At 67.0% G+C, this 24422-nt stretch carries 21 protein-coding genes; 13 read left to right on the top strand and 8 right to left on the bottom strand.

Annotation, left to right across the window (positions count from 1 at the left end; genetic code table 11):
• The first annotated feature begins 34 nt into the window (after positions 1-34).
• The 3 genes from AB5S05_RS03810 to AB5S05_RS03800 all read left to right on the top strand — a co-directional run bounded on the left by AB5S05_RS03810 (position 35) and on the right by AB5S05_RS03800 (position 2150).
• Entirely contained in the window at positions 35-376 is a 342-nt protein-coding gene (locus AB5S05_RS03810; RefSeq protein ID WP_369286122.1) for a hypothetical protein, read from the top strand.
• Positions 376-1236, top strand: a complete 861-nt coding sequence (locus AB5S05_RS03805; protein ID WP_369286121.1) for a DUF72 domain-containing protein — start codon at positions 376-378, stop codon at positions 1234-1236. The genes AB5S05_RS03810 and AB5S05_RS03805 overlap by 1 nt, the downstream gene beginning before the upstream one ends.
• Before the next feature lie 164 nt (positions 1237-1400).
• The gene (locus AB5S05_RS03800; protein ID WP_438943540.1) at positions 1401-2150 is read left to right on the top strand and encodes a class I SAM-dependent methyltransferase; all 750 of its coding nucleotides are present in this window, start codon (positions 1401-1403) and stop codon (positions 2148-2150) included.
• A gap of 1 nt (position 2151) precedes the next feature.
• Here the strand turns inward: AB5S05_RS03800 and AB5S05_RS03795 are convergent, their stop codons facing one another.
• Positions 2152-2790, bottom strand: a complete 639-nt coding sequence (locus tag AB5S05_RS03795; RefSeq protein WP_369286118.1) for a TetR/AcrR family transcriptional regulator C-terminal domain-containing protein — start codon at positions 2788-2790, stop codon at positions 2152-2154.
• A gap of 91 nt (positions 2791-2881) precedes the next feature.
• Here AB5S05_RS03795 and AB5S05_RS03790 point away from each other — a divergent pair, with 91 nt between their 5' ends.
• Together AB5S05_RS03790 and AB5S05_RS03785 are read left to right on the top strand one after the other, a co-directional pair.
• Positions 2882-3985 (top strand): efflux RND transporter periplasmic adaptor subunit, encoded by a 1104-nt coding sequence (locus AB5S05_RS03790; protein ID WP_369286117.1) that lies wholly within the window; start codon positions 2882-2884, stop codon positions 3983-3985.
• A 6-nt stretch (positions 3986-3991) separates the two neighbouring features.
• On the top strand, positions 3992-7072 hold the full coding sequence (locus AB5S05_RS03785; RefSeq protein WP_369286116.1) for an efflux RND transporter permease subunit: 3081 nt from the start codon (positions 3992-3994) through the stop codon (positions 7070-7072).
• Positions 7073-7130: 58 nt separating this feature from the next.
• Here AB5S05_RS03785 and dsdC read toward each other — a convergent pair whose 3' ends face one another.
• From dsdC to AB5S05_RS03770, 3 genes are all read right to left on the bottom strand, one after another.
• Positions 7131-8084, bottom strand: a complete 954-nt coding sequence (gene dsdC, locus AB5S05_RS03780) for a DNA-binding transcriptional regulator DsdC (protein ID WP_369286115.1) — start codon at positions 8082-8084, stop codon at positions 7131-7133.
• Positions 8085-8156: 72 nt separating this feature from the next.
• Positions 8157-9515 (bottom strand): D-serine ammonia-lyase, encoded by a 1359-nt coding sequence (dsdA, locus tag AB5S05_RS03775; protein WP_369286114.1) that lies wholly within the window; start codon positions 9513-9515, stop codon positions 8157-8159.
• A 190-nt stretch (positions 9516-9705) separates the two neighbouring features.
• On the bottom strand, positions 9706-10383 hold the full coding sequence (locus AB5S05_RS03770; RefSeq protein ID WP_369286113.1) for a DUF4197 domain-containing protein: 678 nt from the start codon (positions 10381-10383) through the stop codon (positions 9706-9708).
• 202 nt (positions 10384-10585) lie between these two features.
• Here AB5S05_RS03770 and AB5S05_RS03765 point away from each other — a divergent pair, with 202 nt between their 5' ends.
• The 4 genes from AB5S05_RS03765 (at position 10586) to AB5S05_RS03750 (ending at position 15078) form a co-directional block, all read left to right on the top strand.
• Entirely contained in the window at positions 10586-11578 is a 993-nt protein-coding gene (locus tag AB5S05_RS03765) for an amidoligase family protein (protein WP_369286112.1), read from the top strand.
• Positions 11551-12216 carry a gamma-glutamyl-gamma-aminobutyrate hydrolase family protein gene (locus AB5S05_RS03760; RefSeq protein ID WP_369286111.1) on the top strand — a complete coding sequence of 222 codons (666 nt, stop codon included), beginning with the start codon at positions 11551-11553 and terminating at the stop codon, positions 12214-12216. Before AB5S05_RS03765 ends, AB5S05_RS03760 begins: the two co-directional genes overlap by 28 nt.
• A gap of 277 nt (positions 12217-12493) precedes the next feature.
• Positions 12494-13252, top strand: coding sequence for a COG4705 family protein (locus AB5S05_RS03755; protein WP_369286110.1), 759 nt, complete (start codon positions 12494-12496; stop codon positions 13250-13252).
• Between the two features lie 113 nt (positions 13253-13365).
• Positions 13366-15078 carry a phosphoethanolamine transferase gene (locus AB5S05_RS03750; protein ID WP_438943535.1) on the top strand — a complete coding sequence of 571 codons (1713 nt, stop codon included), beginning with the start codon at positions 13366-13368 and terminating at the stop codon, positions 15076-15078.
• Between the two features lie 24 nt (positions 15079-15102).
• Here the strand turns inward: AB5S05_RS03750 and plsB are convergent, their stop codons facing one another.
• Positions 15103-17586: a glycerol-3-phosphate 1-O-acyltransferase PlsB gene (gene plsB, locus AB5S05_RS03745; protein ID WP_369286108.1), complete on the bottom strand. Its 2484-nt coding sequence runs from the start codon at positions 17584-17586 to the stop codon at positions 15103-15105.
• A 242-nt stretch (positions 17587-17828) separates the two neighbouring features.
• Here plsB and AB5S05_RS03740 point away from each other — a divergent pair, with 242 nt between their 5' ends.
• From AB5S05_RS03740 to AB5S05_RS03725, 4 genes are all read left to right on the top strand, one after another.
• Positions 17829-18752, top strand: a complete 924-nt coding sequence (locus AB5S05_RS03740; protein WP_369286107.1) for an ABC transporter ATP-binding protein — start codon at positions 17829-17831, stop codon at positions 18750-18752.
• Positions 18749-19483 (top strand): ABC transporter permease subunit, encoded by a 735-nt coding sequence (locus AB5S05_RS03735; RefSeq protein WP_369286106.1) that lies wholly within the window; start codon positions 18749-18751, stop codon positions 19481-19483. The genes AB5S05_RS03740 and AB5S05_RS03735 overlap by 4 nt, the downstream gene beginning before the upstream one ends.
• Positions 19484-19495: 12 nt before the next feature.
• A complete protein-coding gene (locus tag AB5S05_RS03730; RefSeq protein WP_369286105.1) occupies positions 19496-21331 on the top strand; it encodes a GldG family protein in 1836 nt (611 codons plus the stop codon).
• A gap of 288 nt (positions 21332-21619) precedes the next feature.
• Positions 21620-21829, top strand: a complete 210-nt coding sequence (locus AB5S05_RS03725; RefSeq protein WP_369286104.1) for a cold-shock protein — start codon at positions 21620-21622, stop codon at positions 21827-21829.
• 69 nt (positions 21830-21898) lie between these two features.
• Here AB5S05_RS03725 and AB5S05_RS03720 read toward each other — a convergent pair whose 3' ends face one another.
• From AB5S05_RS03720 to dapE, 3 genes are read right to left on the bottom strand one after another with little or no spacing between them, the layout of a single operon-like run.
• Entirely contained in the window at positions 21899-22270 is a 372-nt protein-coding gene (locus tag AB5S05_RS03720; protein ID WP_369286103.1) for a hypothetical protein, read from the bottom strand.
• Positions 22271-22293: 23 nt separating this feature from the next.
• On the bottom strand, positions 22294-23097 hold the full coding sequence (locus AB5S05_RS03715) for a putative RNA methyltransferase (RefSeq protein WP_369286102.1): 804 nt from the start codon (positions 23095-23097) through the stop codon (positions 22294-22296).
• A complete protein-coding gene (gene dapE, locus AB5S05_RS03710) occupies positions 23097-24251 on the bottom strand; it encodes a succinyl-diaminopimelate desuccinylase (RefSeq protein WP_369286101.1) in 1155 nt (384 codons plus the stop codon). The genes AB5S05_RS03715 and dapE overlap by 1 nt, the downstream gene beginning before the upstream one ends.
• Positions 24252-24422: the final 171 nt, after the last annotated feature.

Here is a 24422-nt window from a genome sequence, read left to right as displayed (position 1 = left end):
CACTCAGTCGGCTAACCAGGTCAGGCGTTAACTGATGCGCATCGACGGTTCCCTAGCTTCCTATTCGCCGGACCGCGGCCCCCGTTCGGGGACCGCGGTAACGCCGTTTCGCGAGGCGCAGCGGGAGATCGAGGCGCGTCGCGAACAGCCAGCGCCACCGTCCAGCAGCCAGGGGCTGGAGCAGATTGCACAGAGTCGCCGCGTCCAGGCCTCCAGCGCCGGCAGCGACAGTCTCCCCGCCCGGGCACGGGAGTCGAGCTACCAGCCGGCCCTGAGCAGTCGCGCCGCCCAGGCCATCGCCAGCTACAGCGCAACCGCCACCTTCGCCGGCGAGTCGGATGCGCAGCAGGTGCTGGGTCTCGATCTCTACGCCTAGTGCTGCCGTATTTCCTCGGCTGCCCCTCCTGGAGCGAGGCGGCCTGGCGTGGCAGCGTCTACCCGCGTGACGCGCGCCCCGCGGATTGCCTGAGCCACTACTGCCGCCTGTTCAATGCGGTAGAGGGCAACACCACCTTCTACGCGCGCCCATCGGCCGCGACCGTGCAGCGCTGGCTAGGACAGATGCCGGCCGGTTTCCGCTTCTGCGCCAAGCTGCCGCGCGATATCAGTCATGCCGGCGACCTGCGCGAGCAGCTCGCGGCGGCCGATGAGTTTCGTCGCCTGCTGGCCCCGCTGGGGGCGCGGGTCGCACCCTTCTGGCTGCAGTTGCCTGCCAGCTTCGGGCCGCAGCGCCTTGCCGAGCTGAGCACCTTCATCGAGCATTGGCGCGGCAGCGACCTGGCGATCGAAGTGCGCCATCCGGCCTTCTTCGCCAGGGGCGAGGAGGAGCGGGCGCTCAACCGCTTGCTGCGGGATCGAGCGGTGGAGCGCATCTGCCTGGATTCGCGGGCGTTGTTCAGTTGTCGTTCCGATGCCACGGCCGTGCGCCATGCCCAGGCCAAGAAACCGCACCTACCGCTGCGTCCGACCGCCTTCAGCCCGGCGCCGCAGCTGCGCTTCATCGGCGGCCCGGACCTGCAGGCCAACGAGCCGTTTCTCGAGCCCTGGCTGGACAGGGTGGCGGCCTGGATCGAACAGGGGCTCAGGCCCCACGTGTTTCTGCATACCCCGGACAACCATCTGGCCGCCGCGCAGGCGCGGCGCTTTCACGAGCTGCTGGGCGAGCGCCTGCCGGGCCTGCCGGCGCTGGCGGCGGTTCCGGCAGATGATCAAGGCGGGCAGTTGGGTCTGCTCTGAGTGTTTCAGCGACTGATCGGCGGCCTGGCCAACCCAATGCGCCGAAGCAGGCTTGGTCTGGCAGAATGCGACACTAGTCGGGTATTGGCCAGCAATGCATCGAATCGAACAATTTTTGAGCATATTCAACGATGAGTGACGAACGGCATAGTGCCAGCATTCGCATGGAAGCCCTGGCTCCGCACCTGGCCCAGGCGGCTGCGGCCTGGGCGGCGCGCCTCGGTTTGGCCGAAGCGGGCGAGGCGGCCTTCGCCCTGCAACTGGGGGAGGCGGGCTTGCAGCTGGTCGAGCTGGGACCGCAGGCCCCGGGGCCGGTGCGGGTAGACTTCGTCGAGGGCGCGATGGCGCATCGCCGGCAGTTCGGCGGCGGCAGTGGGCAGATGATCGCCAAGGCGGTGGGAGTGCAGGCGGGCGTGCGCCCGCGGGTGCTGGACGCTACCGCCGGGCTGGGGCGCGATGCCTTCGTCCTGGCCAGCCTGGGTTGTCCGGTTACCCTGATCGAGCGTCAGCCGCTGGTCGCCGCGTTGCTGGAGGACGGTCTGGCGCGTGCCCTGGTCGATCCCGAGGTGGCGCCGATCGCCGCGCGGATGCAGCTGCTCGGCGGCAATGCCATCGAGCTGATGGCCGGCTGGCAGGAAGAGCCGCCCCAGGTGATCTATCTCGATCCGATGTTTCCCCATCGCGACAAGAGCGCGCTGGTGAAGAAGGAAATGCGCCTGTTCCGCCCTTTCGTCGGTGACGACCTGGACGCGCCGGCGCTGCTCGCCGCGGCGCTGGCGCTGGCCAGCCACCGGGTGGTGGTCAAGCGCCCGCGCAAGGCGCCGGCCATCGAAGGGGCCAAGCCGGGTTACGTGCTGGAGGGCAAGTCCAGCCGCTATGACATCTACCCGAAGAAGGCCCTGGCCAAGGCCTGATTCAGCTCGCCCGGTAGGCGCGCATGAACATCGCCACCGCCGCCTCGACGTGCCGCTCGGCGGCATCGCCCTGCAAGGGGGCGCCGCAGCCGATCAGCAGGCGGAAATTGGCCCCGCCCTTGATCAGGCAGAAGAACTGGTCCGCGGCGTTGTGCGGATCGTCGATGCACAGCTTGCCCGCTTGCGCAGCCCTGCTCAGCAGGCTGGCCATCTCGTCGAGCAGGCGCTGTGGGCCGGCCTGGTAGAACGTCTGCGAGAGCTTCGGGTTCTGGTTGCCTTGAGCCACCATCACCCGGTGCAGCTCCAGCGACTCGCTGCTGTTGATCAGGCTGTGAAAGCCGCGCGCGATATTCAGCAACACAGTCTCGATCGGAATCTCATCGGCCAGCTCGAAGAACAGTTCCGGCAATTGTTCCTGGCACTTGGCCTTCACCGCTGCGGCAAACAGCGTCTCCTTGTCGGTGAAGTGGCTGTATACGGTCAGCTTGGAGACCCCGGCTTCCGTGGCGATGGCATCCATGCTGCTGCCGTCGTAGCCGTGGCGCAGGAACAGGGTTTTCGCCGCTTCCAGGATGGCCTGGCGCTTGGCGAGATCTTTCGGGCGGCCCGGGCCGCTGGACGGTAACAACTTGTTTGGCATTGGCAACTTTTAATACTGGACTGGTGAGTTTGCTATTTTTACTATACCCGCCAGTACAAATATTCCAAACCTTCTCGAAAGGTCATTCATCATGTTGCGTCATGCCCTGTCCGCCGTTGTGCCTGCCAGTCTCATCGTTCTGCTCGCCGCCTGTGGCAATGGCGAGCCCCCCGTGCAATCCATACGCCCCGTCATGGTGGTCCAGCCGCAGCCGGCCGGCGAGCTGGTGGACAGCTATCCCGGCGAGGTGCGTGCGCGCCTGGAGCCCGAACTGGCCTTTCGTATCGGCGGCAAGGTGGCCAAGCGCCTGGTCGAAGTCGGTCAGCGGGTCAGCAAGGATCAGCCCCTGGCCGAACTGGACCCGCAGGATGTGCGCCTGCAGCTGGAAGCCATCCGCGCGCAGGTGACGGCGGCTCAGGCCAACCTGCAGCTGGTGCGCGCCGAGCGCGATCGCTACCGCAAGTTGCTGGAGCGTCAGCTGGTCAGCCGCTCGCAGTACGACAATGCCGAGAACCTGTTTCGCGCGGGCGAGGCGCGCCTGAAGCAGGTCCAGGCCGAGTTCGATGTGGCCAACAACCAGGCCGGCTATGCCGTGCTGCGTGCCTCGCAGAACGGCGTGATTGCGCGGCGCATGGTCGAAGTGGGCCAGGTGGTGGCCGCCGGCCAGACGGTCTTCACCCTCGCCGCCGATGGCGAGCGCGAGGTGCTGATCAACCTGCCCGAGCAGGCCTTCGGTCGCTTCAGGGTCGGCCAGCCGGTGGCGGTCGAACTCTGGTCGCAACCCGATCAGCGTTTCCCCGGGCGCATCCGCGAATTGGCGCCGGCGGCCGACCCGCAGTCGCGCACCTTCGCCGCCCGCGTGGCCTTCAGCGAAGGCAAGGTGCCGGCCGAGCTGGGCCAGAGTGCCCGGGTGTTCATCGCCCATGGCGGCGAGGTGCCACTGGCGGTGCCGCTGTCGGCCTTGAGCGCCGAGCAGGGCCGGCCCTACGTCTGGGTGGTCGACCCGCAGGCCTCCACGCTCAAGCGCAGGCTGGTCCGCACCGGCGCCTACGGCGAGAAGCAGGTGCCGGTGCTGGAAGGCCTGCAGGCCGATGACTGGGTGGTCGCCGCCGGCGTGCAGGTGCTGCGCGAGGGCCAGCAGGTGCGGCCGGTCGACCGCGAGAACCGCGCGGTCAAACTGGCGGCGAAGGAGTAACCCCCGATGGGCTTCAACCTCTCCGCCTGGGCGCTGCGTAACCGTCAGATCATCCTCTACATCATGCTGTTGCTGGGCATCGTCGGGGCCATTTCCTACACCAAGCTGGGTCAGAGCGAGGACCCGCCATTCACCTTCAAGGCCATGGTGGTGCGCACCAACTGGCCGGGTGCGAGTGCCGAGGAGGTGTCGCGCCAGGTTACCGAGCGGATCGAAAAGAAGCTGATGGAAACCGGCGAGTACGAGCGCATCGTCTCCTTCTCGCGTCCCGGCGAGTCCCAGGTGACCTTCATGGCCCGCGACTCGATGCATTCGGCGGATATCCCCGAGCTCTGGTACCAGGTGCGCAAGAAGGTCAGCGATATTCGCCACACCTTGCCCCAGGGCATCCAGGGGCCGTTCTTCAACGACGAGTTCGGCACCACCTTCGGCAACATCTACGCCCTGACCGGCACCGGTTTCGATTACGCCGTGCTCAAGGACTACGCCGACCGGGTGCAGCTGCAGCTGCAGCGGGTCAAGGACGTGGGCAAGGTCGAGTTGCTCGGCCTGCAGGACGAGAAGATCTGGATCGAGTTGTCCAATACCAAGCTGGCCACCCTCGGCCTGCCGCTGGCGGTGGTCCAGCAGGCCCTGGAAGAGCAGAACGCGGTGGCGGCGGCCGGCTTCTTCGAGACCGACAGCGATCGGGTGCAGATGCGCGTGACCGGGCGCTTCGAGTCGGTCGAGGAAATCCGTGATTTTCCGATCCGGGTGGCCGAGCGGACCTTCCGCATCGGCGATGTGGCCGAGGTCAAGCGCGGCTTCAACGATCCACCCGCGCCGCGTATGCGCTTCATGGGCGAGGACGCCATCGGCCTGGCCGTGTCGATGAAGAGCGGCGGCGACATCCTGGTGTTGGGCGAGGCGCTGGAGGGAGAGTTCGCCCGGCTGCAGGAGACCCTGCCGGCCGGCATGCAGCTGCGCAAGGTGTCCGACCAGCCGGCGGCGGTGAAGACCGGCGTCGGCGAGTTCGTGCGGGTCCTCACCGAGGCGCTGATCATCGTCCTGCTGGTGAGCTTCTTCTCCCTGGGCCTGCGTACCGGTCTGGTGGTGGCGCTTTCCATTCCGCTGGTGCTGGCGATGACCTTCGCCACCATGCACTACTTCGGCATCGGCCTGCACAAGATTTCCCTGGGCGCGCTGGTGCTGGCGCTGGGCCTGCTGGTGGACGATGCGATCATCGCGGTGGAGATGATGGCGATCAAGATGGAGCAGGGCTTCGACCGGCTCAAGGCGGCCAGCTATGCCTGGACCAGCACCGCCTTCCCCATGCTCACCGGCACCCTGATCACCGCCGCCGGCTTCCTGCCGATCGCCACCGCGCAGTCCGGCACCGGTGAATACACCCGCTCGATCTTTCAGGTGGTGGCCATCGCTCTGGTCGCCTCCTGGATCGCCGCGGTGATGTTCGTGCCCTACCTGGGCGCCAAGCTGCTGCCGGACCTGGCCAAGCTGCATGCGGCCAAGCATGGCGGCGGCGACCAGGGCCACGACCCCTACGCGACGCCCTTCTACCAGCGCGTGCGGGCCATGGTCGAATGGTGCGTGCACCGGCGCAAGACGGTGATCGTGCTGACCCTGGGATTGTTCGTCGCGTCCATCGTGCTGTTCCGCTTCGTACCCCAGCAATTCTTTCCGGCCTCCGGGCGCCTGGAGGTGATGGTCGATCTCAAGCTCGGCGAGGGCGCCTCGCTGGCGGCCACTGCCGAGCAGGTCGAGCGTCTGGAGCAGCTGCTCAAGGGGCACGAAGGCATCGACAACTACGTGGCCTATGTCGGCACCGGCTCGCCGCGCTTCTATCTGCCGCTGGACCAGCAGCTGCCGGCGGCCAGCTTCGCCCAGTTCGTGGTGCTGGCCAAGACCATCGAGGACCGCGAGCGGATTCGCAACTGGCTGATCGACGTGCTGGGCGAGGAGTTCCCGACCCTGCGCACCCGCGTCTCGCGCCTGGAGAACGGGCCGCCGGTGGGCTATCCGCTGCAGTTCCGCGTATCCGGCGAGCATATCGAGGAGGTTCGCGCCCTGGCTCGCCAGGTGGCGGACAAGGTGCGCGAGAACCCCCATGTGGCCAACGTGCACCTGGACTGGGAGGAGCCGAGCAAGGTGGTGCGGCTGAATATCGACCAGGACCGCGCCCGCGCCCTGGGCGTGAGCACCGCCAGCCTGTCGCGCTTCCTGCGCAGCTCGCTGACCGGCACGCCGGTGAGCTATTACCGTGAGGGCAACGAGCTGATCGAGATCCTCCTGCGCGGTACCCTCCGCGAGCGTCAGCAGCTGAGCCTGCTGCCGAGCCTGGCGATACCGACCGACAGCGGCATGAGCGTGCCGCTGGCGCAGGTGGCGATCCTCGAGTACGGCTTCGAGGAAGGCATCATCTGGCACCGCAATCGCCTGCCGACGGTGACCGTGCGCGGCGACATCTACGGCAAGGAGCAGCCGGCCAGCCTGGTCAAGCAGATCCTGCCGACCCTGGAGCCGGTGCGCGCCCAGCTGCCCGATGGCTACCTGCTGGACGTCGGCGGCACCGTGGAGGATTCGGCGCGCGGGCAGAAGTCGGTCAACGCCGGGGTACCGCTGTTCATCGTGGTGGTGTTGACCCTGCTGATGCTGCAGCTCAAGAGCTTCTCGCGCACCACCATGGTGTTCCTCACCGCGCCCCTGGGGTTGATCGGCGTGACCCTGTTCCTGCTGGTGTTTCGCCAGCCGTTCGGTTTCGTCGCCATGCTCGGCACCATCGCCCTGTCCGGGATGATCATGCGCAACTCGGTGATCCTGGTCGATCAGATCGAGCAGGACATCGCCGCCGGCCTGGACCGCTGGCAGGCCATCATCGAGGCCACGGTGCGCCGTTTCCGGCCGATCGTGTTGACCGCATTGGCCTCGGTGCTGGCGATGATCCCGCTGTCGCGCAGCGTGTTCTTCGGGCCGATGGCGGTGGCGATCATGGGCGGCCTGATCGTCGCCACGGCGCTGACCCTGCTGTTCCTGCCGGCGCTCTATGCCGCCTGGTTCAGGGTCAGGAAAGAGGAGCCGCGGCCGACCTGAGCAGACAGCGGAAGCACATGAAGAGCCAGACGCCTGCGTCTGGCTTTTTTATGAGCGTCTAACCCGGCGGCGCATTGTCTGCGGCGGCACATTGCTGCAGCCAGTCGATGAACAGCTGCAGGCGCAGGGGCATCGGCTCGCGTGGCGGGTGCACCAGGTAATAGGCCCAGCGTCCGGGCAGGCTGAAGCCGCCGAGCGGGAGCAGCAGTTCGCCGCGGGCGATGCGTTCGCGCACCAGCTGGTAGCGGCCGATGGCGATTCCGGCGTGGTGGCTGGCGGCCAGGGCGCAGAGGTCGGAGCGGTCGAAGCTGAGGCCGCGTGGTGGCAGTTCGACTGGCGGTTGCTGGTGCGCGGCCCACAGCCGCCACTCGGCGTCGAAGGCGGCGTCGTCCCAGGCCTGGGCGTCATGCAGCAGGGTGCAGTGGCGCAGGTTGCCGGGGTTCTCCAGCAAACCCTGCTGGCGGGCATAGGCCGGGCTGCATACCGGGGCGAGCCGCTCGTCCAGCAGGCGTGTGGCGACCAGGCCGGGGAACTCGCCCTGGCTGTAATACAGGGCCAGGTCGATCTGCTGGGTGCGAAAGTCGATGCGTTCGTTGCCCACCCGGATATCCAGGGCAATGCCCGGATAGCGGCTGCTGAAGTCGGCCAGGCGCGGCACCAGCCAGCACTCGGCGAGGGAGGGGCGCACGTACACCGCCAGCGACCCGGCGATCTGCGCCCCCGGCGCATGCTGCAGGGCCTCGCGCAACGCGTCCAGGGTGCCCTGGAGGATGGTGAAGATGCGCTCGCCGTCTTCGCTCAGACGAATCTGCCGCGGCAGGCGCTGGAACAGCTGCAGGCCCAGGCCACGCTCCAGGCGGGCGATCCGGTGGCTGACCGCACTCGGGGTCAGGCACAGCTCCCGGGCGGCGCGGGCGAAGCTCAGGTGCCGCGCCGCCGCCTGGAAGGTATAGAGGTTGGCGAACTGGCTGCTGTTGAGCCCGGCGCCGAGGCGTGGTGGCAGGTTGAGCATGGCGGCATCCTCGTGCGCGGCGGCGCCTGTGGGCCAGGGCCGCGCTTATCCAATAGCAAGTGACAGGGCGCGTCAGCCCTGCTCGGCCTGCAACAACGCCTGGCCCCGGGCCAGGTAGGCGGCCATCTCCGCCGCGGGCACCATGCTGCCGCCGGTGCCCCAGACCAAGTGGGTGGCGCGCTCGAGTCGCGCCGGCGTCAGGCCGAGCCGGCTGCGATAGCCCTGGCTCTCGTCCAGGACCCGGACGATGCCCGGCACCCCGGCCAGGGCCGAGGGCTCCAGAAGCAGGCCTTCGCGTTCTGCCAGCAGCGCCAGCAGGCGAAACAGCTCCTCGTCGTCGACCGTGTAGTAGCCGTCGATCAGGCGCTGCATGGCGCGGCCGACGAAGCCCGAAGGGCGGCCGACCGCCAGGCCGTCGGCGGCGGTGCGGTTGTCGATGCCGAAGTCCTGCACCGCCACCCGATCGTGCAGGCCGGTATGGACCCCGAGCAGCATGCAGGGCGAGTGGGTCGGTTCGGCGAACAGGCAGTGCACCGCATCGCCGAATGCCAGCTTGAGGCCGAAGGCCACGCCACCGGGGCCGCCGCCTACGCCGCAGGGCAGGTAGACGAACAGCGGGTGCTCCTCGTCGACGCGGATGGCGGTGGCCTCCAGCTGCTGTTTGAGACGCTCGGCGGCCACCGCATAGCCGAGGAACAGATCGGCGGAGTTCTCGTCGTCGACGAAGTGGCAGGACGGATCGGCATCGGCCTGCCGGCGTCCCTCGGCCACCGCCACGCTGTAGTCGCTGGCGTACTCGACCACGCTGACGCCATGGGCGCGCAGCTTGTCCTTCTTCCATTGGCGGGCGTCGGCGGACATGTGCACGGTGGTCTGGAAGCCCAGGCGGGCGCCGATGATGCCGATCGACAGGCCGAGATTGCCGGTCGAGCCGACGGCGATCCGATAGCGGCCGAAGAAGGCCCGCGCCGTCTCGCTGTCGAGCGTCGCATAGTCGTCATCGCGGCGCAGCAGACCGGCTTGCAGGGCCAGGTCTTCGGCGTGCTTGAGTACCTCGTAGATGCCGCCGCGGGCCTTGATCGAGCCGGAAATCGGCAGGTGACTGTCCTGTTTGAGCCAGAGCTGGCCGCAAAGGCCAAGGCCGTGACGCTCGGCCAAGGCCAGTTGCAGGTGCGGCAGCGGCAGCAGCGGCGATTCGATCAGGCCCCCGCTGGCCGCGGTCTCGGCAAAGGCTCGGGCGATATAGGGGGCGAAGCGGGTCAGGCGTGCGCTGGCCTCGGCCACCTCGGCGCGGCCCAGGCCGACATCCTGCAGGGCCTCGGCGGCGCTGGCGATGGCCGGGTTGAACCAGCTGAGCGGCTGCAGCGCGATCAGCTGCGCGATCAGCGGATAGTCCTGGCACCAGGACGCGAGTGATTTGCCGTGAGGCATGGCTGGGTTCCTCGAGTTAGGCCCGCAGGAGGGGCAGGGCGAGCAGCGGCCCGCGATCGGCAGCATTAAACCCAGCGTCCTGGCATCCGGCAAAGGATGCTTGTTCAGCTCATGGATGACGTCATATCACCTATGGCGTCAGTAAAAAGCCCGGCGGCTGCCGGGCTGGCCTGCCCCGCGGTGGGCGGGGCTACAAGGCGCCGAAGACCTTCTTCGCCAGGCTGGTGGCCGCCGCTGCCGGATTCTGGCGGATGCTGGCCTCCTGCTGGGCGATCATGGCGAACAGCCCGTCCAGCGCCTGCTCGGTGACATAGCCCTCGATATTCGCGTTTTTTGCGTCTATCACCCCGAAACTCGCGGCCTGGCCGGCGAAGGCGTTGTACTGCTGGGCCAGGCCGACGCGGTCGGTGGCTTGCTTGACGATCGGCAGAAAACGCGTCCTGATCTGTTCGCGACTACTCTTGTTCAGGTACTGGGTGGCCGAATCCTGCGGGCCGGCGAGGATGGCCTTGGCGTCTTGCACGGTCATCTTCTTCACCGCCTCCACCAGCAGCGCCTGGGCCTGCGGCACGGCGGCTTCGGCGGCGCGGTTCATGCTGGTTTCGAGCTGCTCGACCTGGGCGCCCATGCCCATCATCTTCATGGTCTTGGCCGCCTTGCCGAGCTTGCCGGGCAGCTCGATGCGCACCTGCGGGTTGTCGCTGAAGCCGCCCGGCGCGCCGAGCTGCTTGACCGCGACCTGGGCGCCCTGGATCAAGGCGTCCTTGAGGCCGCCGCTGGCGTCGCTCTGGGTCAGGTCGGCGAGCGACAGGGCGAAGGCGCTGGCCGATAGCGCCAGGCCGGCGAGGAGGGTGCTTGTGCGCAACATGGCAGGGGACCTTTGCATGAGGGTGTTGGCTGAGCTTAGCGGAGCGCCCCCCTGCGCGCCTACCCTGGGGTTGTCCTTGGCGGCGCTGCGTCGGCCTGGCGGTGGTGGCTGGCCGGGGGAGGGCGAACCCCGCTGGTTTGCGTTGTCGGCCCACAGGCGTTATTACTGGAACTGATTTTTGCTGGGATAGGTCATAACCAAGATGCATCAGAGCCACAGGTTCCACCGCCCGCCCAGACTGCTCACGGCCGATGGCGAGCCACGCCGGGTCGGCTTCGAACTGGAGTTCACCGGCCTGAGTCTGGAGCAGACCGCCGAGGCGGTCCAGGCCGCGCTGGGCGGTACGCTGACGCGCAGCTCCGCCAGCGAATGGCAGCTGCAGGTGGCGAAGCTGGGCAAGTTCAATATCGAGATCGACTGGGACTTCCTCAAGCGCCAGGCGGCCAGGGTCGCGGACGAGCAGGACGGTGGCAGTTCGCCGTGGATGGACCTGCTGAGCCAGGCCGCCACCCTGGTCGTGCCCGTGGAAGTGGTCTGCCCGCCGATCGCTATCGCCGATCTGGATCAGCTCGATGCGCTGGTGGCCGAGCTGCGCAAGGCTGGCGCCAGTGGTACCGAAAACTCGCCGCTGGCCGCCTACGGGGTGCACATCAACCCGGAAATTCCCCTTCTCGATGCGGCCACCATCGGCGCCTACCTGCGCGCATTCGCCCTGTTGCAGTGGTGGCTGGTGGACGCCCACCAGGTGGACCTGTCGCGGCGGATCAGCCCCTATATCGATCTCTACCCCGAAGCCTACGTGAAGCTGCTGGTCGAGCGCGGCGAGTCGGACATGGAGCAGCTCTTCGATGATTACCTGGCGCACAACGCCACCCGCAATCGGGCCATGGACCTGCTGCCGCTGCTGGCGCAGATTGACGCCCAGCGGGTTCAGCGTGCCGTTGACGATCCCAAGGTGAAGGCCCGGCCGACCTTTCACTATCGCTTGCCCAACTGCCAGATCGAGAAGGCCGACTGGTCTCTGGCGCACTCCTGGAACCTGTGGTGCGTGGTCGAGCAACTGGCCGAGCAGCCGCAGGCGCTCGAGGAGCTGGGCAAGGCCTTCCTGCAACACTGGCGCCCCCTGCTGGGGCTCAACCGCAGCGCCTGGGTGGAGACTGTCGATCGATGGCTGAACGACCGCGGGTGGGGGTGACCGGCAGCCACCGGCGCTGGTCGCCGTCCTGGTGGTCGACCCGCTGGACGCTGCGCCTGCTCGGCGCCGAGGCCGAGCGCATCAGCATCCGCCATGCCGCCAGCGGCAGGCCGCTGGCGGCGCTGATCATCGGCGGCGGTGATGACGTAGGGCCGGAGCACTACGGCGGCGACCTGCATGCCAAGGTGCGCAGCGATCCTGCGCGCGACAAGCTGGAGATGCACTGGATCGAACAGGCGCTGGAGCAGGGCATACCGCTGCTGGGCATCTGCCGCGGCGCACAGTTGATCAATGTGGTACTCGGCGGCAATCTGCATCAGGACATCCGCGCGATGCGCCAGCGCACCCATAATCGGCCGGGCCTGCTGCCGACCAAGCGGGTGAGCGTGCACAGCACGTCGCGCCTGGCCGAGGTGTGCGATACCGGCCGCTTGTGGGTCAACAGCCTGCATCACCAGGCCATACGTACGCCCGGCAAGGGGCTGCGGGAAGTGGCCTGGGACCTGGACAACATCATCCAGGCGGTCGAGGCCGAAGACGGCCGGCCGATCATCGGGGTGCAGTGGCATCCCGAATACCTGAGCTACCTGCCCGCGCAGCGGGCGCTGTTTCGCTGGTTGCTGCACGCGGTGGCCTGATGGCGGGCATGCTGGCGGACCACGTTCTCGCCAGCCTCAACCAGCAGCGACCGCTCGAGTCGCCGGCCAGCCAGCTCCGGGACTTTTCCGCGCCGCCACCACCGATGAGCTGGTGCTGAGTGTCCAGGTGCATTTCTGAGCGTGGCAACGCGGCCTTGACCATTGCTTGACGGATTCTTCACCCGCCTCGCGCCAATCTGGCTGCCGCCGTCCCCCGCCAGTGGTTAGGGCGGATGGCGAGCGACCCCTTCCCGATCCACTCGCGCGAGCTTTCTCGATGAACAAGCTGCCTCAGATCACCCTGGCCTTCTGGGTGATGAAGATCTGTGCCACCACGCTGGGGGAGACCGCCGGCGACCTGCTGTCGATGACCCTGAATATCGGCTATGCGCTTAGCTCGCTGATGCTGGTCGGGGTGTTTCTGCTCACCCTGCTGGGTCAGTTGGCAGCCCGCCGATACCACCCGGCGCTGTACTGGAGCGTGATCCTCGCAACCAGCACGGCGGGCACCACTCTGTCGGACTTCATGGACCGCAGCCTGGGCCTGGGTTACGCCACCGGCTCGGCATTGCTGATCGGTCTGCTGCTGGCCACTTTCGCCCTGTGGTATCGCAGCGAGAAGTCACTGTCGGTGGAGCGGATCGCCAGCCCCAAGGGCGAGCTGTTTTACTGGGTGGCGATTCTGTTCTCCAACACCCTGGGTACGGCCCTGGGCGACTACCTGGCCGACGACTCCGGTCTGGGCTTCGCCGGTGGCGCCCTGCTTATTGGCAGCCTGCTGGCCTTGGTGGTAGTGCTCAAGGGCTTCAGTCGTCTCTCCCCGGTGGCTCTGTTCTGGGTGGCTTTCGTGCTGACCCGACCCTTCGGGGCGACCCTGGGCGACTTTCTCAGCAAGGCGCCGGCGCAGGGTGGACTGGGCTTCGGCACCGTCGGCTGCTCGGCGCTTCTCGCCGGCGCACTGGTGCTACTGGTAGCCCTGGCGATCCGCAACCAGCACCGTCCGAGCGGGGCCGTGCCGGCTGCCAGCGTCGCCTGATCGAGCGGCGTGGCGATCTCGCCGCGCCGTTCCACGATTTTTTCACATCCCGCCGACATTCTCCCGACAGCCGTCTGCCTAGCCTGCGCACCTATCTTGGTTCTGGCGTAGGAATGACCGTGCCCTCCACTTCGCAAATCCGCAATGACCGGACCGCTGTGGCGGCCTGGACGCTGAGCGTCAGCCACCCGCTGATGACCCTGCTGGTCGCCCTCTGGCTGCTGCTGTTCGCCAACCTGCCGTTCTGGCGCACGGTCTGGCAGGGCGTGGAGGGCTGGGACAACGGCAATCCCTTGTTTCTGCTCAGCCTGCCGCTGTTCGCCCTGTGCTGGCTCTACCTGCTGCTCAGCCTGCTGGCCTGGGGGCGCTTGACCAAGCCGGTGCTGGGCGCCGTGCTGCTGGTCTCCGCGGCGGCCAGCTACTTCATGCACAGCTATGGCATCGTCATCGACTACAGCATGTTGACCAACGTGCTGCAGACCGACAGCGGCGAAGCCATGGAGTTGTTCAGCGGGCGCCTGGTCGGCTGGCTGCTGGCCGTCGGCGTGCTGCCGGTGTTGCTGCTGAGCCGGCTGCAGGCACCACGGCGGCGCTGGTCGCGCGAGCTGCGGGTCAAGCTGGTCAGCATGCTGCTGGCGCTGGCCTGCCTGGTCGGCATCGCCATGAGCCAGTACCAGTCCTATGCGTCGCTGCTGCGCAACCACCGCGAGGTGCGCCTGCTGCTGACTCCGTCCAATCTGCTGGCCGCCGTGCACGGCTATGTGCGCCGCGAGCTGCGGGCGCCGCAGGCCTTGCAGGTGATCGGCGGCGATGCGCACCGCATCGCCCATGTCGGCGCGGCGATCAAGCCCAGGCTCACCATACTGCTGGTCGGCGAAACCGCGCGGGCAGCGAACTTCTCGCTCAACGGCTATGCCCGCCAGACCAATCCGCAGCTGGCCAAGGCCGGGGTGATCAGCTTCAGCCACGTCAGCTCCTGCGGCACCGCCACGGCGGTCTCGGTGCCCTGCATGTTCCTCGAGGTCGGCCACGACCACTACGACGAGTCAATGGCGCGCAACCGCGAGGGCCTGCTGGACGTGCTGCAGCGGGCGGGGGTCAAGGTGCTCTGGCGTGACAACAACTCCGGCTGCAAGGGCGCCTGCGACCGGGTGCCGAGCGAGGATGTCTCGCACCTGAATGTCGCCGCGCTGTGCGGCGATGGCGAGTGCCACGACGAGGTCCTGCTCAGCGGCCTGCAGGACTACCTGGACCGCCTGACGGACGATGCCGTGGTGGTGCTGCACATGAAAGGCAGCCACGGCCCGGCCTATTTCAAGCGCTACCCGGCGGCCTTCGCCAGGTTCGCGCCAGTATGCCGGAGCAGTGAGCTGGACCAGTGCAGCACGGAGGCCATCGTCAACGCCTACGACAACAGCCTGGTCTACACCGATCACGTGCTGGCGCAGACCGTCGAGCTGCTCAAGCGCAACGGCCAGCGCTTCGACACGGCGATGCTGTATGTCTCCGACCATGGCGAGTCGCTGGGCGAGGGCGGCATCTACCTGCATGGCCTGCCCTATGCCATGGCGCCCGAGGAGCAGACCCATATTCCGATGCTGCTCTGGCTTTCGCCGGGCATGGAGCGCCATGCCAACCTGCAGGCCCATTGCCTGGAGGGCCTCGAGGATCGGGCGCTGTCGCATGACAACCTGTTTCACTCGGTGCTCGGTCTGATGGCGGTGCAGACCGCGGTGTACCAGCCCGAGCGCGACCTGTTCCGCCAGTGCCTGGCGCCGCGCCAGGCATTCGAGGGCCGCGCCGGCGCCAGTGGCGCCATCAACTAGCCCCGGCGCGTGCCAGGCGGGCCCTCAGAGTGCTGCGACCGGCGCCTCGCTGCGGTCCATCGTCACCTGGCGGATCGACAGGCGCAGCTCGGCCGGCAGCACGCGCTTGGCCGCGCCCTCGACCAGTTCGCCGAGTTGCTGGTGGTAGCTGAGCGTGCCGGCCGGGTCCTGGCGCAGCACGCCTTCGTCGAGCAGGGTCTGAATGAAGTGACGGAACAGGCTCTTGTCGAAGAATTCCGGGGCGTTGAGCCCGTGCAGGATCGACAGGCGCTGCGCCATCACCGTACACAGGTCCTCCAGTTGCTCGGCACTGAGCGCATGCTGGCCGGCGTTGAGCAGCAGGGCGATGGCCATGTAGAAGCGCTGCAGGGTCTGGGCGATGGCGCGTGACAGCAGGGTCAGCAGGACGAACTGGCGCGAGCTGGGCGCGGGGCGCAGGTAGACGTCGCCCTCCAGCTTGAGCAGGTCCTGCTCGACGAACGCCGCCAGCCACTGATCGACCACGCCGTCCAGTTGCTCCAGCGGATAGCGGATGAACAGTTCGGCCTGCAGATAGGGGTAGAGCGCGCGGGTGAAGCGCAGGATCTGCTCGCGGCTGATTCGCGCGCTGCTCTGGAAGAAGCTCGCCAGCAGCGCCGGCAGGGCGAAGATGTGCAGCACGTTGTTGCGGTAGTAGGTCATCAGCACCGCGTTGTGCTCGTCCAGATAGAGGATCTTGCCCAGGGCGTCGCGCTGTTCGGCGAGCAGGTCCATGGCCTTGACGTAGTCGATCAGGGTCTGGCCGTCGCCGTCCGGCAGGGTGCAGTGCGGCGAGTAGGGCACCCGGCGCAGCAGCGCCAGGTAGAGATCGAGCACCCGGGTCAGGGCCTGCTCGTCCAGCGCCAGCTTGCTGGTCGAGAGCAGGGCCAGGGCCACCAGGTTGACCGGGTTGATCGCCGCCGCCTCGTTGAGGTGCTGGGCCACCCGCTGGCCGAGCCGCTGGGTCGTCTGGTTGAGCCAGGCCGGGCGGTACTGCCCGCCGTAGTCCTGCTCACGCCAGCCCGGTTGCTGCTGGTCGAGGAACTCGGCCAGCTTGATTGGCTCGCCGAAGTTGACCCAGACCTGGCCGAAGCGCTGCTTGAGCGCGCCCAGGACCTTGAAGATGTCGAAGATCGATTCCTTCTTCTTGCTTGCCCCGCGCAGCTCGCCCAGGTAGGTGCGGCCTTCCAGTACCCGCTCGTAGCCGATGTAGACCGGTACGAACACCACCGGCAGGCGGTGGCTGCGCAGGAAGCTGCGCAGGGTGATGGCCAGCATGCCGGTCTTCGGCTGAAGCATGCGCCCGGTCCGCGAGCGGCCGCCCTCGACGAAGTATTCGACCGGGAAGCCCTTGCTGAACAGGCAGTGCAGGTATTCGTTGAACACCGCGGTATAGAGCGGGTTGCCCTTGAAGGTGCGGCGCATGAAGAAGGCGCCGCCGCGGCGCAGCAGGCCGCCGATCAGCGGCATGTTGAGGTTGATCCCGGCGGCGATATGCGGCGGCGTCAGGCCGTTGCGAAACAGCAGGTAGGACAGCAGCAGGTAGTCGATATGGCTACGGTGGCAGGGCACATAGATCACCTCGTGGCCCTGGGCCACGTCCTGCACGCCCTCGATGTGGTTGACCCGGATGCCGTCGTAGATCTTGTTCCAGAACCAGCTGAGCACCAGCTCGAGGAAGCGGATCGCCGTATAGGCGTAGTCCGAGGCGATCTCGTTGCCGTAGCGCAGGGCCTGGGCCTCGGCCTTCTCCGGGCTGATGCCCTCGCGTTCACAAGTCTCGGCGATCGCCTGGCGCACCTGCGGGCCATGCACCAGGCCCTTGACCAGGTTACGCCGGTGCGACAGGTCCGGGCCGATGACTGCGGCCTTCTGGTGGCGAAAATGCACCCGCAGCATGCGCTGGACCATGCGCAGGGTGCGTTCATGGCCCTTGTCCTGTTCGATCAGTTCGCGCAGGTGGATGGGCGTAGAGAACTGCACGCGGGTCTTGCGCCCCAGGATCAGGATGCTGACCAGCCGGCGCAGGCGTCCGGTGACCGCCCAGCTGTCGGCGAACAGCAGCTTCCAGGCACTGGTCTCGCGGTCCGGCGACTGGCCCCAGAACACGCTGACCGGGACTATCTGCGCATCGTCCACGGCATGCTGGCTAAGGGCCGCGACCAGGCGCTGCAGGGTGGGGGATATGCCGCGCTTGTCCTGGCGACCGAGCCAGTCGGGCTCCGGGGTCAGGTAGAAGAAGCCCGCCGGCTCCAGCAGGTCGCCCAGCGCGACCGGTAGCACCGGGCGCGGCAGACCGGCCTTGCGGCACTCGCTGTCGACCACCGCCAGGTCGCTCAGCGACGGCAGCTGCAAGACGTAGAACACCGGCTTGCCGCGGTCGAGTTTGAGGGTGAAGGCCGACTGGTTGATGGTTTCCGAGCGTACCCAGAGGTACAGCAGGCGGCGCAGGGTGCCGAACACGAGACGGCGAAACGGGGAGCGGGTCATACGGAGTCTGCTGGCTGTGTAAAACGAGCGATTGCTCGGGTAGCCTAGTGTGCCGGATCGGCCGCAGTGGGGCAAAAGTCTTCTATGCCCCTGAGGCTTCACAAAAAATTGAGCAGCCTTTGGGCAAATTGCTTGTCTTGCAATGGCTGCAGCGGACTCCTTATAGTCCGCGGGCATAAAAAAGGCCTGTCTCGCTGCTGTTCGGGGGGCGAATCGGGCTTTGACCGCAATGGTGAGAGGCCATGATCGAAATAAAGAACCTAACCAAGCGTTTTGCACAGCACACCGTCGTCGACAACCTGTCCTTCCAGGTGCGGCCGGGCGAGGTCCTGGGCTTTCTCGGTCCCAACGGCGCCGGCAAGTCCACCACCATGAAGATGCTCACCGGCTTCCTGGCGCCGACCTCCGGCAGCGCCCGCGTGCTCGGCTTCGATATCCAGAAAGAAACCCTCAAGGCTCAGCGCCAGATCGGCTACCTGCCCGAGGGCGCGCCCTGCTACGGCGACATGACGGTGCGCGGCTTCCTCGAGTTCATCGCCCAGGTGCGCGGCTTCAGGGGCAGCGACAAGCGCGAGCGGGTGGCCAGGGCGGTGGCCCAGGTGGAGCTGGAGAAGGTCCTGGAGCAGTCCATCGAGACCCTGTCCAAGGGCTTCAAGCGCCGGGTCGGCCTGGCCCAGGCGATCCTCCACGACCCCAAGGTGCTGATCCTCGACGAGCCCACCGATGGCCTCGACCCGAACCAGAAGCACCAGGTGCGCAAGCTGATCCAGAGCCTGGCCCACGACAAGATCGTGATCATCTCCACCCACATTCTCGAAGAGGTTTCCGCTGTTTGTACCCGGGCGGTGGTGATCGCCCACGGCAAGCTGCTCGCCGATGGCACCCCGCTGGAGCTGGAGAGCCGCTCGCGCTACCACCAGGCGGTGACCCTGGTCGCCAGGGAGGCCCTGGATGAGGCCGCGCTGGCCGCCCTGCCGGGCGTCGCCGGGGTCGAGCAGAACGAGGTCGAGCACAGCCTCAGCGTGCTGGCCAAGCCGGGAGAGGTGATCTTTCCGCAGGTCAGTGCGCTGATCGCCGAGCGCGGCTGGAAGATCAGGGAGTTGAATGTCGAGCGCGGTCGCCTGGACGAGGTGTTCCGCCGTCTGACCCGTGGGGAGGTGGTATGAGGCAGTTGCCGGTGATTTTCAGGCGCGAGCTGGCGAGCTACTTCGCCACGCCGCTGGCCTACGTGTTCATCATGATCTTCCTGGTGCTGTCCGGGGTATTCACCTTCTACCTGGGCGGCTTCTTCGAGAGCGCCCAGGCCAACCTGGCACCGTTCTTCAATTTTCATCCCTGGCTGTACCTGTTCCTGGTGCCGGCCATCGCCATGCGCCTGTGGGCCGAGGAGCGCAAATCCGGCTCGATCGAGCTGCTGATGACCCTGCCGATCACCCGTTTCGAGGCGGTCTTCGGCAAGTTCCTGGCGGCCTGGGTCTTCGCCGGCCTGGCGCTGCTGCTGACCTTCCCGATGATCATCACGGTCAATTACCTCGGCGAGCCGGACAACGGCGCCATCGTCACCGGCTATATCGGCAGCTGGCTGCTGGCCGGCGCCTACCTGGCGATCGGCTCGTGCATGTCGGCCCTGGCGAAGAACCAGGTGATCGCCTTCATCCTCGCGGTCAGCGTGTGCTTCCTGTTCATCGTCAGCGGCTTTCCCATGGTGCTCGACGGCTTCAGCGGCTGGGCGCCGCAGTGGCTGGTCGACGCGGTGGCGTCCCTGAGCTTCCTGACCCGTTTCGAGGCCATCAGCAAGGGCGTGATCGATGCCCGTGACCTGCTGTATTTCATCTCCCTGATCGCCGCCTGGCTGGCCGCGACCGCGGTGGTCATCGACCTGAAGAAAGCCGACTGAGGACTAGCACCGATGAAAAAGCTGATGTATTCCAGCGCCGGGCTCGTGCTCATCGCCCTGGCGTTTCTCGCCTTCAACCTGCTTGCCGGCCTGGGCCTGACCCGCGCGCAGCTGGACCTGACCGAGCAGCAGCTCTACACCATCTCCCAGGGGACCGAGCAGATTCTCGACGAGCTGAAGGCGCCGATCGAACTGAGCTTCTTCTACTCCGACAGCACCGCCAAGGACCTGCCGGCGCTGCGCAATTACGCCCGGCGGGTGGAGGAGATGCTCAAGGCCTACCAGCGCGAGGCCGACGGCAAGATCACCCTCAGGGTCATCGACCCGCAACCCTTCTCCGAGGAGGAGGACCAAGCGGCCGAGTTCGGCCTGCAGGGCATTCCCCTGCAGCAGGGCGGTGACAAGATCTACTTCGGCCTGGCCGGCAAGAATGCCCAGGGCGACACCCAGGTGATCCCGTTCTTCGCCCTGGATCAGGAGGAGTTCCTCGAGTACGAACTGAGCCGCCTGGTGCAGAGCCTGGCCAAGCCGGAACGGCCGGTGGTCGGCGTGCTCTCGGGGCTGCAGATCAATGGCGGCTTCGACATGATGGCGCGCCAGCCGACGCCGCCGTGGATGGTGATGGAGGAGATCCGCCAGCTGTTCCAGATCGAACGGCTCAAGGCCGACGTCGACCTGATCCCGGAAAAGGTCTCGGTGCTGCTGCTGGTGCACCCGAAGAACCTGCCGCAACAGACCCTCTACGCCATCGACCAGTTCGTCCTGCGCGGCGGCAAGTTGCTGGCCTTCGTCGACCCCCTGAGCGAGGCCGACAACCAGGCGGACATGCCTGGCGAGATGGCCCTGGACAAGTCCTCCAACCTGGAACCGCTGTTCAAGGCCTGGGGCCTGCGCATGCGGCCCGACCAGGTGCTCGGCGACGGCTCCTACGCCATGTCGGTGAGCATGGGCCAGGACCGCCGTGCGGTGCGCCATGCCGCCTGGCTCAGTCTGCCGAAGAATGCCCTGGACCAGGATGACATCAGCACCGCCGGGCTGGAGAACCTGACCGTGGCCGCCGCCGGCATCCTCGAGCCGCTGGAAGGCGCCAAGACCCGCTTCATCCCGCTGATCCAGAGTTCAGAGTACGCCATGCCCTTCGATGTGAAGCGCTTCGGCATGCTGCAGAATCCGGAAGAGCTGATCCGCGACCTCGAGCCGACCGGCGAGCGCTACAGCATCGCCGCGCGCATCAGCGGCCCGGCCGTATCGGCCTACCCGGACGGCATCGAGGGGCGCAAGGACGGCCTCAAGCAGGCGGACAGCATTAACGTCATCGTGGTCGCCGATACCGACCTGCTTACCGATCGCATGTGGGTTCAGGTGCAGGACTTCTTCGGCCAGCGCATCCCTCAGCCCTGGGCGGACAACGCCGCGTTCGCGATCAATGCGCTGGATAACCTGGCTGGTTCCGATGCCCTGATCAGCGTGCGTTCGCGCGGCCGCTTCAGCCGCCCGTTCGAGGTGGTCGAGGCGCTGCAGCGCGAGGCCGAGACCCGCTTCCGTGAGAAGGAGCAGGCCCTGCAGGCGCGCCTGGCCGATACCGAGCAGAAGCTGGCGGCATTGCAGCAGAGCGACGATCCGAACAAGGCGCTGGAGTTGACCCCGGAGCAGCAGGCCGCGGTGCGCCAGTTCCTCGACGAGAAGCTGAAGATTCGCAAGGAGCTGCGTGAGGTGCGCTACCAGCTCAATGCCGATATCGAGGCACTGGGACGTACCCTGAAGTTCGTCAATATCGCCCTGGTGCCGCTGCTGCTGACCCTGGCGGTGCTGGCCCTGTGGTTGTGGCGGCGGCGCAGGCACGGCTGAGGGCATGCCGCGCGGGGGAGGGCCGGCGGCGTGCCGGCCATCCCTCGCAACTATGCTGTAGCCCTTGTCCTGTATGGCCTGCAGCCGATTGGAAAAAGTGCTTTTCAGGCCCAATGCTTGATCTATACTCGACGGCGGATCGCCATTCGAATGGCTCCTCCGCCGCAGGTAAATCCCTATGTGGGCCTGCCGGCTGGGCGCGCATTCGGCGAGCCGGCAAACCGTCGATGCGTCGAACGTCGAACCGTCGAACGGGACAATAAAAATTGCGAGTTGGAGACAGTGGTAATGGCTGATCGTGAAACCGGGACCGTCAAGTGGTTCAATGATTCCAAGGGCTATGGCTTTATTCAGCGCGAAAGCGGTGCCGACGTGTTCGTCCATTTCCGCGCCATTCGCGGTGAAGGCCACCGTACCCTGACCGAGGGACAGAAGGTCGAGTTCGCCGTGACCCAGGGTCAGAAAGGCCTGCAGGCAGACGACGTTTCGGCGCTCTGAGGCCTGTTCCCGCTATGGCAAATGCCCGTCGAATGACGGGCTTTTGCGTTACTGGAGCGCGACTCGGCCTCAGCCGGTGCGCCAGGTGATCTCCTCGACGCCGTCGGCGCTGATGCGCAGCCAGCGGTCGGCCTGCTCGTCGCTTTCCTCTTCCTGCCAGCCGCCTGGCGCACAGCGCACCTCGACGTTCAGCGCGACGAATGCGGCCTGGGCACAGGCCAGGTCGTCGGCCCAGGGCGTGGCGTCGCTCTCCAGGTAGAGGCTGTGCCACTTGCCCACGGCTTTCGGCAGCCAGGTTACCGGCACCTCGCCGGCCCGGCACTTGAAGGTCTGGCCCTTCTGTTGCCAAGGCGTGCAGGGCCCCAGCACCTCGCTCAACCAGGTGGCGATGGCCTGGTGATCGGTGTCTTTCAGGTAGATCTCGATATCCGGTTGGCGCATGGTCAGTTCCAGTTCTGGGAGGCCTAGAGTTTCTCGATCCAATCGTAGCGGATGGCTACCGTGACTTCGAATGGCTCGGCGATCACCGCGGCGCGTCGCTCGGCGCTGGCGCGCCAGCCGTGGGGGGTCATCGCCAGCAGGTCGGCTCGGGTCTGGCTGCTGGTCAGTTGCAGCTTGAAGCTGAGGCTGTCGCTGTGCGCCAGGCGCATGCCCTCGGGGATCAGCTCGAGGTGCTTCTGGTCGTCGTAGTCGCGTACCTGGTCATACAGCTTCTGCCGTAGTTCGATCAGGTGCTCGCGGCTCGGCCCCATGCGCAGCAGGCCGCCACCGGGGGCGAGCAGGCGCCTGGCCTCCTGCCAGTCGAGGGGGCTGAACACGCTGGCGAGCAACTGGCAGCTGGCATCGCTCAGCGGCACGCGTGCCATGCTGGCCACCAGCCAGGTGAGCTGCGGCGCGCGCTTGCAGGCGCGCTTGACCGCCTCGCGGGAGATATCCAGGGCATAGCCCTCGGCCCGGGGCAGGCGCTCGGCGAGTTGCGCCGTGTAATAGCCTTCGCCGCAGCCGATATCCAGCCACTGCCCTGGTGCGCGCGCGGCGGCCAGTTCGGCCAGGCGCGCGGCCAGCGGCGCATAGTGGCCGCCGTCGAGAAAGCGCCGCCGGGCCTCGACCATGGCCGCATTGTCGCCGGGATCGCGGCTGTTCTTGTGCTGCACCGGCAGCAGGTTCAGGTAGCCCTGGCGTGCGCGGTCGAAGCGGTGGCCGCTGGCGCAGGCGACGCCGTTGTCGACGGTGCTCAGGGCGCCCTGGCAGAGGGGGCAGGTGAGCATCAGGCGAGCAGCTTCACGAGGGTCTGGTAATAGATGTCGGTGAGCACGTCCAAGTCGCTGGCCAGCACCCGCTCGTTGATCTGGTGGATGGTCGCATTGACCGGGCCGAGTTCGACCACCTGGGTGCCCAGGGTGGCGATAAAGCGCCCATCGGAAGTTCCGCCGGAGGTCGAGGGCGTGGTCTCGCGGCCGGTCACCGCCTTGACGCTGGCCGCCACCGCATCGAGCAGGGCGCCCGGTTCGGTGAGGAACGGCAGGCCTGACAGCGCCCACTCCACGTGATAGTCCAGGCCATGCTTGTCGAGGATCTGGTTGACCCGGTGCTGCAGGCCTTCGACCGTCGATTCGGTGGAGAAGCGGAAGTTGAAGACCGCCTGCAATTCGCCGGGGATCACGTTGGTCGCGCCGGTGCCGGCGTTGAGGTTGGACACCTGGAAGCTGGTCGGCGGAAAGAAGTCGTTGCCGTCGTCCCAGTGCTCGGCGGCCAGTTCGGCCAGGGCCGGCGCCGCCAGGTGGATGGGGTTCTTGGCCAGGTGCGGGTAGGCCACGTGGCCCTGCACGCCGCGCACCGTGAGCTTGGCGCCGAGCGAGCCGCGGCGACCGTTCTTGACCACGTCGCCGACCAGCGAGGTGCTCGAGGGTTCGCCGACGATGCACCAGTCCAGGCGTTCGCCGCGAGCGGCCAGGCGTTCGACCACGGCCTTGGTGCCGTGCTGGGCCGGACCTTCCTCGTCGCTGGTGATCAGGAAGGCGATACGGCCCTTGTGCTTGGGGTGGTCGGCGATGAAGCGTTCGACCGCGATGATCATCGCCGCCAGGCTGCCCTTCATGTCGGCGGCGCCACGGCCGCAAAGCATGCCGTGCTCGTCGATCTGGGCGTCGAACGGCTGGTGCTGCCAGGCCTGCAGCGGCCCGGTCGGCACCACGTCGGTGTGCCCGGCGAAGCACAGCACCGGCCCTTGCTGCTCGCCATGGCTGGCCCAAAAGTTGTCCACCTCCTCGATGCGCATCGGTTCGATCTGGAAGCCCAGCGCCTGCAGGCGGCGGATCATCAGTTCCTGGCAACCTTCATCGACCGGGGTCACGGACGGGCGACGGATCAGGTCGCAGGCAAGCTCCAGGGTGGCGGAGAGGGTCGGGGCGGGGGCAGTCATTGCGGCTCCTGGGCGGCGTCGAGCGGAAAGGTCGCCATCTTAAAGCAAAATCGCCGACAGGGGCCGCCGCCCGGCGCGGTTAGGTTCGGGGCAGTCGGGCGGATGGCCGCAGGCGCCACCGGCGCCGCTATAATGCGCGCCTGCTCGAGTGCTGGCTGTTGAGGTGATGAG

It is taken from the genome of Pseudomonas zhanjiangensis, assembly GCF_041027545.1.
In the GTDB taxonomy this organism is placed as follows: domain Bacteria; phylum Pseudomonadota; class Gammaproteobacteria; order Pseudomonadales; family Pseudomonadaceae; genus Aquipseudomonas; species Aquipseudomonas zhanjiangensis.
This window is presented reverse-complemented; position numbering and strand designations above follow the sequence as displayed.

Excerpts from the sequence above, each read along its gene's own strand:
- AB5S05_RS03810 (WP_369286122.1), top strand. The coding sequence starts at position 35 with ATGCGCATCGACGGTTCCCTAGCTTCCTATTCGCCGGACCGCGGCCCC.
- AB5S05_RS03800 (WP_438943540.1), top strand. The coding sequence starts at position 1,401 with ATGGAAGCCCTGGCTCCGCACCTGGCCCAGGCGGCTGCGGCCTGGGCG.
- AB5S05_RS03795 (WP_369286118.1), bottom strand. The coding sequence starts at position 2,790 with ATGCCAAACAAGTTGTTACCGTCCAGCGGCCCGGGCCGCCCGAAAGAT.
- AB5S05_RS03790 (WP_369286117.1), top strand. The coding sequence starts at position 2,882 with ATGTTGCGTCATGCCCTGTCCGCCGTTGTGCCTGCCAGTCTCATCGTT.
- AB5S05_RS03785 (WP_369286116.1), top strand. The coding sequence starts at position 3,992 with ATGGGCTTCAACCTCTCCGCCTGGGCGCTGCGTAACCGTCAGATCATC.
- dsdC (WP_369286115.1), bottom strand. The coding sequence starts at position 8,084 with ATGCTCAACCTGCCACCACGCCTCGGCGCCGGGCTCAACAGCAGCCAG.
- dsdA (WP_369286114.1), bottom strand. The coding sequence starts at position 9,515 with ATGCCTCACGGCAAATCACTCGCGTCCTGGTGCCAGGACTATCCGCTG.
- AB5S05_RS03770 (WP_369286113.1), bottom strand. The coding sequence starts at position 10,383 with ATGTTGCGCACAAGCACCCTCCTCGCCGGCCTGGCGCTATCGGCCAGC.
- AB5S05_RS03765 (WP_369286112.1), top strand. The coding sequence starts at position 10,586 with ATGCATCAGAGCCACAGGTTCCACCGCCCGCCCAGACTGCTCACGGCC.
- AB5S05_RS03760 (WP_369286111.1), top strand. The coding sequence starts at position 11,551 with ATGGCTGAACGACCGCGGGTGGGGGTGACCGGCAGCCACCGGCGCTGG.
- AB5S05_RS03755 (WP_369286110.1), top strand. The coding sequence starts at position 12,494 with ATGAACAAGCTGCCTCAGATCACCCTGGCCTTCTGGGTGATGAAGATC.
- AB5S05_RS03750 (WP_438943535.1), top strand. The coding sequence starts at position 13,366 with ATGACCGTGCCCTCCACTTCGCAAATCCGCAATGACCGGACCGCTGTG.
- plsB (WP_369286108.1), bottom strand. The coding sequence starts at position 17,586 with ATGACCCGCTCCCCGTTTCGCCGTCTCGTGTTCGGCACCCTGCGCCGC.
- AB5S05_RS03740 (WP_369286107.1), top strand. The coding sequence starts at position 17,829 with ATGATCGAAATAAAGAACCTAACCAAGCGTTTTGCACAGCACACCGTC.
- AB5S05_RS03735 (WP_369286106.1), top strand. The coding sequence starts at position 18,749 with ATGAGGCAGTTGCCGGTGATTTTCAGGCGCGAGCTGGCGAGCTACTTC.
- AB5S05_RS03730 (WP_369286105.1), top strand. The coding sequence starts at position 19,496 with ATGAAAAAGCTGATGTATTCCAGCGCCGGGCTCGTGCTCATCGCCCTG.
- AB5S05_RS03725 (WP_369286104.1), top strand. The coding sequence starts at position 21,620 with ATGGCTGATCGTGAAACCGGGACCGTCAAGTGGTTCAATGATTCCAAG.
- AB5S05_RS03720 (WP_369286103.1), bottom strand. The coding sequence starts at position 22,270 with ATGCGCCAACCGGATATCGAGATCTACCTGAAAGACACCGATCACCAG.
- AB5S05_RS03715 (WP_369286102.1), bottom strand. The coding sequence starts at position 23,097 with ATGCTCACCTGCCCCCTCTGCCAGGGCGCCCTGAGCACCGTCGACAAC.
- dapE (WP_369286101.1), bottom strand. The coding sequence starts at position 24,251 with ATGACTGCCCCCGCCCCGACCCTCTCCGCCACCCTGGAGCTTGCCTGC.